The 14,993-nt window shown below is 28.1% G+C and carries 14 protein-coding genes, 1 other RNA gene and 1 pseudogene; 13 read left to right on the top strand and 3 right to left on the bottom strand.

Features of this window, described 5'->3' with window-relative positions; genetic code table 11:
* Positions 1-226: 226 nt before the first annotated feature.
* The gene (locus HF520_RS10525; RefSeq protein ID WP_168573985.1) at positions 227-1,033 is read left to right on the top strand and encodes an N-acetylmuramoyl-L-alanine amidase; all 807 of its coding nucleotides are present in this window, start codon (positions 227-229) and stop codon (positions 1,031-1,033) included.
* 169 nt (positions 1,034-1,202) lie between these two features.
* Positions 1,203-2,117, top strand: a complete 915-nt coding sequence (locus HF520_RS10520; RefSeq protein WP_168573984.1) for an LCP family protein — start codon at positions 1,203-1,205, stop codon at positions 2,115-2,117.
* Positions 2,118-2,186: 69 nt separating this feature from the next.
* Here HF520_RS10520 and HF520_RS10515 read toward each other — a convergent pair whose 3' ends face one another.
* From HF520_RS10515 to HF520_RS10505, 3 genes are all read right to left on the bottom strand, one after another.
* Positions 2,187-2,336 carry a YvrJ family protein gene (locus HF520_RS10515; RefSeq protein WP_168573983.1) on the bottom strand — a complete coding sequence of 50 codons (150 nt, stop codon included), beginning with the start codon at positions 2,334-2,336 and terminating at the stop codon, positions 2,187-2,189.
* A 12-nt stretch (positions 2,337-2,348) separates the two neighbouring features.
* Entirely contained in the window at positions 2,349-2,576 is a 228-nt protein-coding gene (locus HF520_RS10510) for a DUF2922 domain-containing protein (RefSeq protein ID WP_168573982.1), read from the bottom strand.
* A gap of 88 nt (positions 2,577-2,664) precedes the next feature.
* Positions 2,665-2,880 carry a DUF1659 domain-containing protein gene (locus HF520_RS10505; RefSeq protein WP_168573981.1) on the bottom strand — a complete coding sequence of 72 codons (216 nt, stop codon included), beginning with the start codon at positions 2,878-2,880 and terminating at the stop codon, positions 2,665-2,667.
* Positions 2,881-3,065: 185 nt separating this feature from the next.
* Here HF520_RS10505 and rnpB point away from each other — a divergent pair.
* The 11 genes and pseudogenes from rnpB (at position 3,066) to HF520_RS10450 (ending at position 14,992) form a co-directional block, all read left to right on the top strand.
* Positions 3,066-3,409, top strand: an RNA gene (gene rnpB, locus HF520_RS10500) — RNase P RNA component class A.
* Between the two features lie 249 nt (positions 3,410-3,658).
* Positions 3,659-4,525: a UTP--glucose-1-phosphate uridylyltransferase GalU gene (gene galU, locus HF520_RS10495; protein ID WP_168573980.1), complete on the top strand. Its 867-nt coding sequence runs from the start codon at positions 3,659-3,661 to the stop codon at positions 4,523-4,525.
* 29 nt (positions 4,526-4,554) lie between these two features.
* A complete protein-coding gene (gene galE / locus HF520_RS10490) occupies positions 4,555-5,571 on the top strand; it encodes a UDP-glucose 4-epimerase GalE (RefSeq protein ID WP_168573979.1) in 1,017 nt (338 codons plus the stop codon).
* A 427-nt stretch (positions 5,572-5,998) separates the two neighbouring features.
* Positions 5,999-7,519, top strand: a pseudogene (locus HF520_RS15375) (L,D-transpeptidase family protein); the annotation flags it as partial.
* Positions 7,520-7,763: 244 nt separating this feature from the next.
* Positions 7,764-8,426, top strand: coding sequence for a sugar transferase (locus HF520_RS10480; RefSeq protein WP_168573978.1), 663 nt, complete (start codon positions 7,764-7,766; stop codon positions 8,424-8,426).
* A 152-nt stretch (positions 8,427-8,578) separates the two neighbouring features.
* Positions 8,579-10,030, top strand: a complete 1,452-nt coding sequence (locus HF520_RS10475; protein ID WP_168573977.1) for an N-acetylmuramoyl-L-alanine amidase — start codon at positions 8,579-8,581, stop codon at positions 10,028-10,030.
* A 152-nt stretch (positions 10,031-10,182) separates the two neighbouring features.
* Positions 10,183-11,364, top strand: coding sequence for a hypothetical protein (locus tag HF520_RS10470; RefSeq protein WP_168573976.1), 1,182 nt, complete (start codon positions 10,183-10,185; stop codon positions 11,362-11,364).
* 32 nt (positions 11,365-11,396) lie between these two features.
* Complete coding sequence (locus HF520_RS10465; protein ID WP_168573975.1) at positions 11,397-11,873, top strand: hypothetical protein; 477 nt, start codon at positions 11,397-11,399, stop codon at positions 11,871-11,873.
* Positions 11,874-12,167: 294 nt separating this feature from the next.
* Positions 12,168-12,929 carry a glycosyltransferase family 2 protein gene (locus HF520_RS10460; protein ID WP_168573974.1) on the top strand — a complete coding sequence of 254 codons (762 nt, stop codon included), beginning with the start codon at positions 12,168-12,170 and terminating at the stop codon, positions 12,927-12,929.
* A gap of 34 nt (positions 12,930-12,963) precedes the next feature.
* Positions 12,964-13,764, top strand: coding sequence for a glycosyltransferase family A protein (locus tag HF520_RS10455; protein WP_168573973.1), 801 nt, complete (start codon positions 12,964-12,966; stop codon positions 13,762-13,764).
* A 31-nt stretch (positions 13,765-13,795) separates the two neighbouring features.
* Entirely contained in the window at positions 13,796-14,992 is a 1,197-nt protein-coding gene (locus tag HF520_RS10450; protein ID WP_168573972.1) for a CDP-glycerol glycerophosphotransferase family protein, read from the top strand.
* Position 14,993 lies beyond the last annotated feature (1 nt).

Genomic DNA, 14,993 nt, shown 5'->3' with positions numbered 1-14,993 from the left:
TAATTAATAATATAAAAAATATCAAATATTAAAGTATAAAAAATAAGTATGGTGGAAATAATTTTAAATGCTGAGAGGTATTTAATACTTAGTCGTTACTTTTGATAAAATCCTAGCAAATCGGGAATTGCTAGGATTATTTTTTTTGCCTTAACATAAATTTATAATTTATATTAGTAACCAATGAACCGACAATTTTCTATAATAATATAGAGGAGGTGAAAATATGAAAAATTTAGTCATATTAGATAGTGGTCATGCAGAATATGTAGAAGGTAAACAAGCCCCAGACAAATCTTTAAGAGAATGGGATTTTAACAACCAAATACAGTACAAGCTTAAAAAAAGATGTGAAGATCACAATATAGACGTATATCTAACTAATCCATCACCAAAAGGCAAAGATGAAATGGGACTTACAAAAAGAGCAAATTTAGCAAACTCTTATTGGTCTAGTAAAAATAAACCAAATGCATTATTTATATCAATTCATGCAAATGCTCACCTTAGCAATTTTAGTTCAGCAAGAGGCACTGAAACTTTTGTAGCTAATAATGCTAGTACAAATTCAAAAAATGCCGCAAAATATATCCAAAATGAAATTGTAAAAGAGATAAAAAGTATAGATAAAGATGCAAAAGATAGAGGCGTGAAAGTTGAAGACTTCACTGTTATTTATAAGACAAATATACCATCAATATTAATTGAGTATGCATTTTATACTAATGAGGAAGACTTAAAAATTCTAAAGAATAATAAAGATGACTTAGTTGAAGCTACAATGATAGGTATATGTAAGTATTTTAATATAGAATACAAAGCATTAACATCTAATAGTAATAACAATAACAATAATAATACTAATAACGATAACAATAACAATAATAACAATAGTAATAATACTGATACTAATATATATTATAGAGTAGTAGCAGGAAGCTATAAGGATAAATCTAATGCAGAAGATACTGTCAAAGAATTGAAAAAATTAGGATTTGATGCATTTATAGTGACCTATAATAATAAAAATTAATGTAATTGATAATTATATATTTAAAATTAAGCTAAAAAGTAGGGGAATTATTTTTAATTTCTCTACTTTTTCTTTTGAAGTAATTAAATTTATTTCAGATATAATATATGTTACAATTAGGAAGTAGGGATAGACAAAACATACATACATATTATTACGGGAGGAAATTATGAGCAAGTTGAAAAAAATAGTCATAGGATTGTTAGTATTATTAATAGCAATACCTATTATAGGATTTGGTGCATTATACCTTAAACTAAATTCTATATATGACAAAGAAGAGGCAAAAGAAATAAAACAAGGAATAAGTGAAGAAGATTCAAATGATGAAAATGCAGAGGGGATAACAAATATACTTTTAGTAGGGGTTGATGGTGAAAATCTAGATAAGGGAAATAGATCAGACTCTATGATAATACTTACTATAGATAGTAAAAATAAAGATATTAGACTTACTTCTTTAGCAAGAGATACATATGTTGATATCCCAGGCAAAAGCACTGAAAAACTTACACATGCATATGCTTATGGAGGTCCAAGTTTATTAATTGAAACTATAAAAAATAACTTTGGTATAAGCATAGATAAATACGCTGCAGTTAGCTTTAGTTCTTTTGTAAAGATTATAGATGCAATAGGTGGAGTTGAAATTAATGTGACTGAAGCTGAGGTTAGTCAAATTAATGGAGTAACTAAATCAGGATTACAAACACTTACTGGAGAACAAGCATTATCTTATAGTAGAATAAGATATATAGATAGTGCATACCAAAGAGATAATAGACAAAGAACAGTATTAGAATCATGTTATCAAAAGTTATCAAGTCTATCTACTAGTGAAATTTTAGATATTGCTAATACTTTATTTAGATATACAAAAACGAATATGACACCAATGGAGATTATAAGTATTGCAACTAAAGCAGTAAAGATTAATGATAAAGAATTTGACCAAATGGAATTTCCACTTGAAGGACATAGAAAAGGCTATATTATAAGCAAAGAAAAAGGATGGATTATTGAGTGGGAAAAAGATTATAATAAAAATGCTTTAAAAGAGTTTATATATAATTATGAAAAATAATATAGATTAATTTATAAAAAATAAGGGATATACTTAAGTCGGGGAGAGACTAAGGTATATCCCTTGTTTTTAAGATTTAATATTTAAAAGTGTTTTAGACAATTCATAAATACTATCAGATAGTACTTGTAGTTTTCCTTCTATTCTTATTAATAAATACATTGATAATGCAATGGGAAAACCAACATTAGCTATGATAGTTGGAAGATTGTCATACATAAATATCACATCCTATGCCTTAAGGTCATATTCAGTAGTATTAGTCTGAACAACCTTGGCCTTAACAGCCTCAACTAAATCAAGCTCACCAGGAGAGAAAATATTTTTCTCAACTATTAAATTCATAGCTGATATAACTTCAGCTTCAGTTAAATTATCTTTAGGGTCATCTATTGTAAAATTAACTACATTATCTCCTTCAGATTTAAAAGTCATTACTAATTTCTTAGCAGTCTCCATAATAAATACCTCCTTATATTTTAAATATTATTTTTATAAGTATTTTGAGTAACGGACGAAGTTGTTGGCGATATGAGCGAAGCGAATTTTATGATATAGATGTAGAGTCTAGTTTTAAAACATCATATAAGTCATGTTTTTGTAAAGCTGATAGAGCATTTGCAACTGCTAATATATCATCAGATATTGCATCTACCTTTAAGTTAGGGAAAGTTTTACTTCCTATTATTGCCTTTCCATTTGTACCAATTCCTTTGTCAAATTGAAGTTTTAAAGATGAGCTATTTTGTAATTCTGTAGCCATAATACCTACCTCCTTAGTTTTATTTATCAAGGTTTGTCCCTTGTTTAATTAAATAGTACTAGAGTAAATTTACATGTAGTTATAATCTATGTTAGAAAATAATATCTAATTTTTTACAGAAAATAAGAAAATTAACTTTTGACACTTTTAAAAATTTATGATAATATAATGAACATCAACTGAATTAAGTAAGTCAGACGATCGCGGGTAGCAATAGCTACGTGAGGAAAGTCGGAGCTCCATAGAGCAAGGGTGCTAGGTAACGCCTAGTGGGAGTGATCCTAAGGAAAGTGCAACAGAAAATAACCGCCAGCGTAAGTTGGTAAGGATGAAAAGGTGAGGTAAGAGCTCACCGTTGGCTAGGTGACTAGCCAAGCCGTGTAAACCCCACCCGGAGCAAGTCCAAGTTAGGGTTAATAGGGTGCTGCTCGTACCCTCCGGTAGGTAGGACGCTTGAGCCTATTGGTGACAATAGGCCTAGAAAGATGATCGTTTAATACAGAACTCCGCTTATAGATTTGCTTAATAAAAAAACACTAGCTTATGCTAGTGTTTTTATTTTTTATAAAATAAAACCTTTCATAATTTTATTAGCCTCATATATTAAAATTTTATATTAAACAAACTATACATTATATAAAAATACATACCTATAAAATTGAATAAGCATTTAATTTATGTTATATTATATCATGATGATTCTTAGGGAAGACTGAAAAATAAGAGCATAAAATGTTAGTTAAAATAAAATAATATAGATAAATGGAGGAGTTTATTAATGACAGTAAAAAAAGCTATTATACCTGCAGCTGGATTGGGTACTAGATTTTTACCAGCAACGAAATCACAACCAAAGGAGATGCTGCCTATTGTAGATAAACCTACATTACAATATATAATAGAAGAAGCTATAGAATCGGGAATAGAAGAAATACTTATAATAACAGGTAGAAATAAAAAGTCTATAGAAGATCATTTTGATAAGTCTGTAGAATTAGAGTTAGAATTAGAACAAAAAGGTAAATTAGAAATGTTAGAAATGGTAAGAGATATATCTAACATGGTTAATATACATTATATAAGACAAAAAGAACCAAAAGGCTTAGGGCATGCTATATATTGTGCAAAGAGCTTTATAGGAAATGAACCATTTGCAGTATTATTAGGTGACGATATAGTGGATGCAGAAGTTCCTTGTTTAAAGCAATTAATAAATACTTATGATGAATATAAAACTTCTATATTAGGAGTTCAAGAAGTTGCAAAAGAAGATACTAATAAGTATGGTATATTAGATGTAAGACATATAGAAGACAGAGTATATAAAGTAAAAGATATGGTAGAAAAACCAAATGTTGATGAAGCACCATCAAATATAGCAATATTAGGTAGATATATAATAACACCAGAGATATTTAATATACTTGAAACTCAAGCTCCTGGAAAAGGTGGAGAAATACAACTTACAGATGCATTAAAAACTTTAGCTACACAAGAAGCTATATATGCTTACAACTTCGAAGGAAGAAGATATGATGTAGGTGATAAATTAGGATTCTTAGAAGCTACAATAGATTTTGCATTAAAGAGAGATAACTTAAAAGATGACCTTTTAGAATTTATAAAAACTAAAGTTGAAAAGTAAATAGTAAAAGTTTAAGAGGGAGGATAATTATGTCAGTATTAGTAACTGGAGGAGCAGGATATATAGGAAGTCATACAACTATTGAGTTAATTGAAGCAGGACATGAAGTTATAATAGTAGATGATTTCTCAAATAGTAATCCTGTAGTAATAGAGAGAATAGAAGAGTTATCAGGAAAAAAAGTTAAATTCTATGAAATAGATATAACTGATAAAGAAAAATTAGAAGCAGTTTTCAAAGAAAATAAAATAGATTCAGTGATACATTTTGCTGCATATAAAGCTGTTGGAGAGTCTGTAGAAAAGCCTTTAGAGTACTATATAAACAATTTAACAAGTACATTAGTTGTATTAGACTTAATGAGAGAATATGGTGTTAAAAAGTTTGTATTTAGTTCTTCTGCTACTGTATATGGAGATCCAGTAAAAAATCCTATACTAGAAGATTTTGATTTATCAGTAACAAATCCTTATGGTAGAACAAAATTAATGATAGAAGATATGCTTAGAGATATATGCAAGGCGGATAAAAGTTTAGATGTTGCAATACTAAGGTACTTCAACCCAGTTGGAGCTCATAAGAGTGGTAGAATAGGTGAAGAGCCAAATGGAATACCAAACAATCTAATGCCATATATAACAAAGGTAGCTATAGGAAGTTTAAAAGAACTGAATGTATTTGGAGATGATTATCCAACTCACGACGGTACTGGGGTAAGAGACTATATACACGTAGTAGATTTAGCTAGAGGACATGTTAAGGCTTTAGATAAACTAAGTGAAAATCCAGGATTAGTTACTTATAACTTAGGAACTGGTAATGGTTACAGTGTTCTTGATTTAGTTAAAGCTTTCTCTAAAGCTAGCAACAGAGAAATTCCATATAAAATCGTAGAAAGAAGAGCTGGAGATATAGCTATGTGCTATGCAGATCCTAGCAAAGCAGAAAAAGAGCTAGGATGGAAAGCTGAATATGGAATTGATGATATGTGTCAAGATTCTTGGAGATGGCAAAGCCAAAATCCAAATGGATATAGCGATAAATAAAATTAAATATATATAAAATAAAAGGTACTATTAATATACATTATGGTTTTAATAGTACCTTTTTAGATGTTTTGATAGGAAATCTGATGTCAGGAGTTATAGTTTCTTTACTATCTATTTATATAATTTATCAGAAAAATTAAATATATACAAATTAAATACTTTTATATATAATTGATTATGTATAAGATTTTTTACCAAATTTTGTACTAAAAAGAAAAAATGTAAGGTATAAGATTTATTATGTTTGTTTTTATTTAGGGGGGAAGTAATGAAGAAAATTATAAGAAAGTTTATGACTATAACATTGTCAATGTGTATTCTATTATTAGGAGTATCTACATCTGCAAGTGCAGCAAGTAAACATCTTTTAATAATAAATTCTAAAACAAATACAATGGGATATTATGTTGATAATAATTTAGTTAAAGAGTTCCAAGTTGGAACTGGAAAGTACGGAACTAAAACACCTACAGGTAAATTTACGATAGTTAATAAAATTGCAAATAGACCATATTATAGTGGAGGAATACCAGGAGGAGATCCTAGAAATCCACTTGGAGACCGCTGGTTAGGACTACATGTTGGCAATACATATGGAACTACATACGGAATACACGGAACTAACAATGAAAGCTCTATAGGAGGAAACGTTAGTGCTGGCTGTATAAGAATGTACAATAAAGACGTTCGTTGGCTATTCGATAGAGTACCAACAGGTTCTACAGTATTAATCAGTGAAACTTCAGATACATATTCACAAATTGCAGCAAAATATAATATAAACATAGAAAAAGCTGTATCTAAGTGGAAGTCAATAGATGGAAGTTGGTATTACTTAAATGAATCAGAGCACTACCAAAGAAACTCATGGAAACAAATTGGAGGGAAATGGTACTACTTTAATTCTAGTGGACAAATGCAAACTGGATGGAAGCAAATTAAGGGAACATGGTATTACTTAAAATCAAACGGTGCAATGGCAACAGGATGGGAAAAAGTAAATAGCACATGGTATTACTTTAATGCTGACGGAAGCATGGCAACGGGATGGAAGGAAGTAAATGGAACATGGTACTACCTTAACTCTGATGGAAGTATGGTAACAGGATGGAAGAAAATAAATAAAACGTGGTATTACTTAAAACCAAACGGAGAAATGGCAACAGGATGGGAAAAAGTAAACGGAACATGGTACTACTTAAATGAAAATGGAAGCATGGCTATTGGCTGGAAACAAGTTGATGGAAATTGGTATTACTTAAATGAAAATGGAAGTATGGCAACAGATTGGAAAAAAATCAATGGATTATGGTATTACTTAAAACCAAATGGAGAAATGGCAACAGGATGGGAAAAAGTAAACGGAACATGGTACTACTTAAATGAAAATGGAAGCATGGCTATTGGCTGGAAACAAGTTGATGGAAATTGGTATTACTTAAATGAAAATGGAAATATGGTAACAGGATGGGTCAATCTAAATAATAGATGGTATTACTTAGAATCTAACGGAATAATGGCAACAGGTTGGAAAGAAATCAATAATAAAAAATATCATTTAAAAGAGAATGGCGAGATGAGTACAGGATGGCTGATTTTAGAGGGAAGTAAATACTACTTAAATCAAGATGGAAGTGCATATATTGGCTGGCTAGAACTTGATGGTAAAAAATATTATTGCGATTTAGATGGAAGTATAGTAGTAGGAGAACTTGTAATGGGAAATGTTAAGTATACATTTAATAATGATGGAGAGCTAGTATCTGAATCTAATGTCGAAAATCCAGAGAAGCCTGAAAATCCAGAGAAGCTTGAAAGTCCAGAAAATCCTGAAATAACAGAAGATAGTACAACAATAGAGAAAATAGAAGATTTAGAAGGATCACAAGAGCAATCTGATGAATTAGAAAGTTCAATAGTAATGGAAAATTTAGAAGAAATGTAAATAATTTGATTATTTAATTTCTTTTAATAAATTAATAGTTAGTAAAATGAGTATCTGTGCAGATACTCATTTTTTTGCTTTAAAATTGTGTTAAAAATCATCTAAAAAGTAAAATCTAAATAAATTATTAATATAGACAAATACAATACAGATATAGTAAAATATAATGAGAATAAATTGTTTAATAAAATGTAGAAATATGACAGTGATAGATAGCTATGATATTTTAAGGAGGAAAAAATATATGGATACAGCTGTTTCTAAGTTTGTTGATTTAGAAGATAGTGAGATAAAATCTATGGAAAGAATACATGTAAAAGATAGCTTTATATATAGATTCTACTCAAGAACATTAGATATAGTTTCATCATTTATAGGACTTTTAATAGGGATACCTCTAGTTATTATATTTGGATTTTTAATTAAACTAGAGGATGGCGGACCAATATTTTATAAACAAGAAAGATTAGGAAAAGATGAAAAGCAATTTTCAATATATAAATTAAGATCTATGAGAGTAGATGCTGAAAAAATAGGTGGAGCACAATGGGCTCAAAAGAATGATCCAAGAATAACTAAAGTTGGTAACTTTATTAGAAAAACAAGAATAGATGAAATACCACAATTAGTAAATATATTAAAAGGTGATATGAGTTTAATTGGTCCAAGACCAGAAAGACCAGAATTAACTTATGAGTTTGATAAAGAAATTCCAGGATTCTTATTAAGGACAGCTGTTAAACCTGGGTTAACTGGATTGGCTCAAGTCAATGGAGGATATGAAATAAGTCCTGAAGAAAAGTTAAAATGGGATATAGAGTATATTAAAAATAGAAATATATTAATGGACTTAAAGATTCTATTCGCTACAGTAAGAGTAGTATTAACTGGTGAGGGTGCAAGATAAAATGGCTTAATGCCATTTTTTTTTGTTTATTTATATATTGTGAACGCTAATTAAATAAATTGACAATATATGATACTATTATATATACTTATTTATAGAAAATGATAAAACGTGGATTTTATTGACATGTAAAATATATATTGGAGGGAAAAATGAGGAGATTTTTGAAGAAATTTGCATTATTATCATTGTTATTACTTCCTATGATAGTTGGAAGCTATAATCAGTCATTTGCTTATAGTGATCACGATGAAGAAACTTATGATGAGTACACAAATGAAATGAAAATGAAAGTACAAGAAAGGCTAAAGGAAATAAGAAGTTTATATCCTATAAACCTAAGTAGATCTAAACCGCTTACAATTGTTTTAGACCCTGGACATGGTGGTATAGATTCAGGTGCTTCAGGAAATGAATTAGTTGAGAAAGAAGTAAATCTTGATATTGCAAAGGCTGTAAAAAGTAAGTTAGAATCATACGGTGTAAATGTAGTAATGACAAGAGATGCAGATCTTGCATCAAATGATAAGTTAGAATTAGCTGAGAGAGCTGCTATAGCAAATGAACTAGGAGCAGCATTATTTGTGAGTTTACATAATGATTCTGGCGGAGGAGATGGAGCTCATGTTATTCACTCTATAAAAGGTGGATTAAGTAAAACATTAGCTACAAATATTGCTAATAGTATAAGAGATAATACAGTTCAAAACTTGAAAAAATATAATCCGGTATGGAGTAGATCATATGTAAATAACAAAGGTGAAACTGTTGATTATTATGGTGTTATTAGAATGACGAATATGCCTGCTGTAATAGTTGAACATGCTTATCTAGATAATGCAAAGGATGTGCAAGCTATAAATACACCTGCAAAAATTGAGTCAATGGGAAATGCCGTTGCAGAAGGTATATATAAAACTATACAAGAAAATTTTTGTAGATGGGAAGAAAAAGACGGAGATAAATATTACTATGACCATAATGGAGTTATGCAAACAGGTTGGTTAAAATATTTTGATGGCAGTTGGTATTATTTTAATGAAGATGGAATAATGCAAACTGGATGGGAAAAAGTAGATGGAAAATGGTACTATTTAAAATCAGATGGAGTAATGGCAACAGGTTGGATAAAACTAGATGGTAAATGGTATCACTTAAAATCAAATGGAGAAATGTCAGTAGGTTGGATAAAAGTAGATGGAAAGTGGTATTACTTAAAATCAAATGGAGAGATGGCAACAGGTTGGATAAAATTAAATGAAAAATGGTACTACCTAAGATCAAGTGGAATAATGGCAGTAGGTTGGGAAAAAGTAGATGAAAAGTGGTACTATTTAAAGTCTGATGGAGAGATGGCAACAGGTTGGATAAAGTTAAATGAAAAATGGTACTACTTAAGATCAAGTGGAGTAATGGCAGTAGGTTGGGAAAAAGTAGATGGAAAGTGGTACTATTTAAAGTCTGATGGAGTAATGGCAAAAGGATGGTTAGACTTAAATGGCAAAAGATATTATCTAAAAGATAATGGAGAAATGGTTACAGGAAAAGTTAAAATAGGTAATAAAACTTATAATTTTGATAGTTCAGGAGCATTAATTAAATAATCAAACAAAATAGTTATCTCAAATTAGTTGATTTTTATAAATTTAGAGATAACTATTTTATTTTTCAGATATTTAGTTCAATAAGTTTATATTTTAATTATATTATGGTAAAATTAAAGCTAAAGCAAAATTGTCGAAAAGGAGTGGAATATTTGGACATTATACATGAAAAAAAAATAGGTAAAAATGCTTATTTTAAAGAAATTTTAGCGTATTTATGTGTTTTTTTCTTGATATCAAAATACTACATAGATATTATCCTAAAAGGATTACATAGCCCAATGCCTAAGATGTTTTTATTAGGGGCATTAGCATGTGCAGTTATTTTATTAGGTATAAAAGTATTAAGTAAGCAAGTATATAAGATTGAAGTGTTCATAGGTTCAATTTTTATTATTCAATTTTTAATTACAGGAAACACTTTATTTTTGATAGCGTATATTTTCTCTATGGCTTTAGGTCAGGTAGAATTTAGAAAAATAATGAAATGCTACTTTTTAGTTAGCTTATCATATTTTTTATCTATGATTATATTAGGAGATAAGGGATTAATTATAATCGGTTATATGGGAGTAAGAAGTGATTTAGGATTTAAAAATCCTAATACTGCATTTTTTTCATTCTTTATGGTATGGTCATCATTTTTATACTTATATCTAAAGTCAAAGGAATGTAAAAGTAGTGAACAAAAATTGGCGTACTCTGAACTTAAACTTGATTTATTTAAAGATTTAGGCATAGTTATATTGTGTATATTCCCATTAATAGTTTATTCAGAAACAAAAACAAGAACTGGATTACTAACAGTAGCATTAATTTTTATGTTTATCATAATGATAAAGTTTTTAGAAAAAAAGAATATATCTTTAAAATTTTTAGAATATATTCCTCAATTATTTACATTGGGAAGTGTAGGGTTAGCACTACTATTTGGAAACAACTGGATTACAAATAAGTTTTTATCTGATAGGCCAAAGTACTGGGATATGTATTTAACTCACTGGAAATATGGGCTAAATCTACAAGGGTATGATAATAACATTAGAGATATTGTATTTTCAGAAAGGATTCCGTTAGATAGTGGATATGTGTTTGGACTTTATGTTGGAGGATTAATAATTTTTATTATATTTATAAAAATAGTATCTTTATCAATAAGACAACTTATAAAAGAAGAAAAAATAGCTGAAATAGTATTTATGGTATCAATTCTTATTTATAGTTTTGCAGAGACAATATTATTAGATGTTAACACAAATCCAGCTTTAATCTTAGTATTTTACTATGCATTTAAAAATTGGGAAGAAATGAAGAAACTTAACAATATAAAATAATTTTAGAAAAACAACAGAGAGGGTTTTATAATATGAAAAAAAATATTTTGATTAAAATAGCAAGTATTCTAACTATACTAATGATTACAATGCCTACTTTGTCATATGCTGATACTATAGACAAAATTAAAAATCCTTTAGAATATAAAGCTATGAAGGAAATTGAAGAGGAAGAGAAAAAAGAAGAGTACTTAGAAATTGCATTAAATCTTATAGAAAATCACCTAGGAATAACTAGATCAGATTTAGCATTAAAAAGTAGTAATTTAAGTTCACTATATGAATATATAGATAATGCTTATAAACTAAATCTTACTAATCATGAATTTGAAAGTAATATAATTGAAGAATTGTCAGAGACAGAGGAAGAAGAAAATCCTCAACATATATCTAAAAATTTATTTAAGTATTTTTTAATTATTTTCTTTATTGCAGTTGCTATAACTTCGGCTTGGAATTATATTTTATTTAAAGTAAGACAAATAAAAGCAAACAATATGAGAAAGTAGGTTGAATTATAAAATCAGTAGCATTTTTACTTATTGCATTGATGTCATATATGTTTTTCTCAATAGATGAAGATAAAATAAAACTTAAATTTAAGAATAAACGTGTTTATTTTTAAAGATTTTAAAATAGGGGGGTTATCTTTCAAAATATTTTTTGAAAGATAACCCCCTATTTTTATGATTTGAAGATAAATACAAAGTATGTTAAAATAAATAGATATTTTGTTTTTTTTAATTTATTATTGTAAATAAGAAATAATTATGTATATAGGACTAGAAATTAGGAGATGAAAAATGAATAATATAAATAGTGATATTGTTTCAATAATTACACCTGTATATAATGCAGAATCTTTTTTAGAAGATACTGTAAATAGCGTATTAAAACAGACTTATCAAGATTGGGAAATGATTCTTATAGATGACTGCTCAACAGATAAATCAAGAGAGATTATGGAAAAGTTAGCTTTGATGGATGATAGAATAGTTCCTATATATTCAGAAGTTAATGAAGGTGTTGCAAACTCTAGAAATAAAGGTATTGAAAAAGCAAAAGGTAGATATATTGCTTTTTTAGATAGTGACGATTTGTGGAAACCAAATAAATTAGAAGAGCAAGTTAAATTTATGAAGTCTAAAGATATTGCATTTTCTTTCACTGGATATGAATTCATAAATGAAGATGGAGAAGGATTAGGAAAAATAATAAGTATACCAAGTAAAGTAACTTATAATGAGTTGTTAAAGTACAATTGCATAGGATGTCTAACTGTAATGATAGATAAGAAAAAGGTAGATAAGATAGAAATGCCTACGTTAAAGCATGAAGACTTCATTACTTGGCTATCGATATTAAAAAAAGATATAGATGCATATGGAATAAATGAAAATTTAGCTTCTTATAGGAAAAGAACAGGATCTGTATCTGAAAATAAAATAAAATCAGCTACTTGGACGTGGAATATTTTAAGAAATATAGAAAAATTAAATGTAATAAAAGCATCTTGGTGTTTTGTAAACTATGCTTTTATTACAGTAAAAAAACATTATTTATAAATTATACTTTATAAAGTAAGAAAGGAAATATAAAATGAAATTTTCACTACTATTACCGACACTTGGAACAAGAGTTAATGAGTTGAATAGATTATTTAAAAGTATAGAAAGTCAAACATATAAGAATATAGAGCTAATAATAGTAACTCAAGACAATCATGATGTTGTAGCAGATATAGTAAAGGATTATTCTATAGATGACGTAAAGCATATAAGAATAGATGAGAAAGGAATATCTGTTTCTAGAAATGCAGGGTTACCTTATGTAACAGGTGATATATTAACATTTACAGATGATGATTGTTGGTATACAGCTAATGCATTTGAAACTGTAAAAAAATATATAGAAGAATATGATCCAGATGTAGCTACATTTATGCATATGGATCCAGATAGAAATGAGTATACAAAAGTATACCCAAATGAAAAGCAAATAAATTTCTCCAAAAGACATACTTTAAAGCAAATATCATTTGATATTTATATAAATATCAAAAATGTACCAGATTATAAAATAGGATTTGATGAGAGATTTGGTGTTGGTAGAAATTATAACTCTGGAGAAGAAAATATATATTTAATGGATCTTTATAATAAAGGTTATAAGAAAATGTGCTTCTTCCCTGAATTAATAGCTTATCATCCTAAAAAGGATAATAACTATTTAGATGAAAAATCTTTTGTAGCTAAGGGACCATTATTTAAGAGATTATTCGGGAATACCTTAGGGTTACCTATGTTTATTGTATTTGGTATAAAGAAAGCTAAATTAGTTGATAATTTTGGGACTTTATTTATAAAAGGAATAAAGGAAAACATTAATTTTAAGTTATAATATATTGAATTTATATTAGGAGATTAGTTTAATGAAATTAAAAAAAGTTATATCTACAGTTTTACGGTTGATTCCTCAGTTTTTTGATATGATAATTACTAAAGTTAAATCTATGTATAGCCCACTATCAAAAAAATATGAAGGTGTATGGCTTATAAGTGAAAGAGGAACTGAAGCTAAGGATAATGGATATGTATTTTTTAAATATATTAGAGAAAATCATCCTGAAATAGATGCATACTACGTGATAGATAGCAGCTATACAAATGATTATAATAAAGTGAAATATTTAGGAAATATTATTGAATATAAAAGTTTAGAACATAAAATAGCATTTTTAAAATGTAAATATGCAATATCAACTCATATAGGCCACTTAGAGCCGTGGGCATATAAATTATACAAGATGATATTAGATAGAAAGAATAAAACAAAGTTTGTACTTTTACAGCATGGTGTTATAAATCATGATTTAAGTGATATATATGGTAAGAAGGCTACAAAATTAGATTTATTTATTACAAGTACACAAAAAGAATATGAATCTATAGCTTATAGTGAAAGTTATGGATATAGAGAAGATGAAGTTGCGAAAACTGGTCTAGCAAGATTTGATTTATTGAGCAATTTCAAAACTAAGAATCAAATATTACTAATGCCTACATGGAGAAGTAATATAGTTAACCCTTCTTATAAAAAAGAAAAAACTTTACCGGATAGTGTATTTTATAACTCTGAGTATTTTAAAAGATACAATTCATTAATTAACAATGAAAAGATTGCTAAGTTATTAAGAGAAAATAACTATGAAATGATATTCTATCCACATTATGAGATACAGCAATATATACAGTATTTTAATACTAAGTATGATGATGTTGTAAAAATAGCAAAAAAAGAATATTATGATGTACAAACTTTATTAAAGGAATCAAAATTATTAATAACAGATTATTCAAGTGTATTCTTTGACTTTGGTTATATGGAAAAGCCTATGCTATACTATCATTTTGATGAAGGGCATTATAAGCATGGATACTTTAGCTATAAAGATGATGGATTTGGCGATATATTTGTCAAAGAAGATGATTTGGTAAATGCAATTGAAGATATGTTTAATAATGACTTTATAATAAGTGATTTCTATAAAGATAGAATATCTGATTGCTTTGGGGTTATAGATGATAATAACTGTGTTAGAATATATAATAAGATTAAATCACTTTAAT

Origin of the sequence: Romboutsia sp. CE17 (assembly GCF_012317385.1) — a bacterium.
Classification (GTDB): Bacteria; Bacillota; Clostridia; order Peptostreptococcales; family Peptostreptococcaceae; genus Romboutsia_E.
The sequence above is the reverse complement of the archived record's forward strand: the minus strand, read 5'-3'. Positions and strand labels throughout refer to the sequence as shown.

What these genes read in the sequence shown, in the direction of transcription:
- HF520_RS10525 (WP_168573985.1), top strand. Translation starts at nt 227, where the DNA reads ATGAAAAATTTAGTCATATTAGATAGTGGTCATGCAGAATATGTAGAA.
- HF520_RS10515 (WP_168573983.1), bottom strand. Translation starts at nt 2,336, where the DNA reads ATGTATGACAATCTTCCAACTATCATAGCTAATGTTGGTTTTCCCATT.
- HF520_RS10520 (WP_168573984.1), top strand. Translation starts at nt 1,203, where the DNA reads ATGAGCAAGTTGAAAAAAATAGTCATAGGATTGTTAGTATTATTAATA.
- HF520_RS10455 (WP_168573973.1), top strand. Translation starts at nt 12,964, where the DNA reads ATGAAATTTTCACTACTATTACCGACACTTGGAACAAGAGTTAATGAG.
- HF520_RS10475 (WP_168573977.1), top strand. Translation starts at nt 8,579, where the DNA reads ATGAGGAGATTTTTGAAGAAATTTGCATTATTATCATTGTTATTACTT.
- HF520_RS10450 (WP_168573972.1), top strand. Translation starts at nt 13,796, where the DNA reads ATGAAATTAAAAAAAGTTATATCTACAGTTTTACGGTTGATTCCTCAG.
- galE (WP_168573979.1), top strand. Translation starts at nt 4,555, where the DNA reads ATGTCAGTATTAGTAACTGGAGGAGCAGGATATATAGGAAGTCATACA.
- HF520_RS10505 (WP_168573981.1), bottom strand. Translation starts at nt 2,880, where the DNA reads ATGGCTACAGAATTACAAAATAGCTCATCTTTAAAACTTCAATTTGAC.
- HF520_RS10460 (WP_168573974.1), top strand. Translation starts at nt 12,168, where the DNA reads ATGAATAATATAAATAGTGATATTGTTTCAATAATTACACCTGTATAT.
- HF520_RS10465 (WP_168573975.1), top strand. Translation starts at nt 11,397, where the DNA reads ATGAAAAAAAATATTTTGATTAAAATAGCAAGTATTCTAACTATACTA.
- galU (WP_168573980.1), top strand. Translation starts at nt 3,659, where the DNA reads ATGACAGTAAAAAAAGCTATTATACCTGCAGCTGGATTGGGTACTAGA.
- HF520_RS10480 (WP_168573978.1), top strand. Translation starts at nt 7,764, where the DNA reads ATGGATACAGCTGTTTCTAAGTTTGTTGATTTAGAAGATAGTGAGATA.
- HF520_RS10510 (WP_168573982.1), bottom strand. Translation starts at nt 2,576, where the DNA reads ATGGAGACTGCTAAGAAATTAGTAATGACTTTTAAATCTGAAGGAGAT.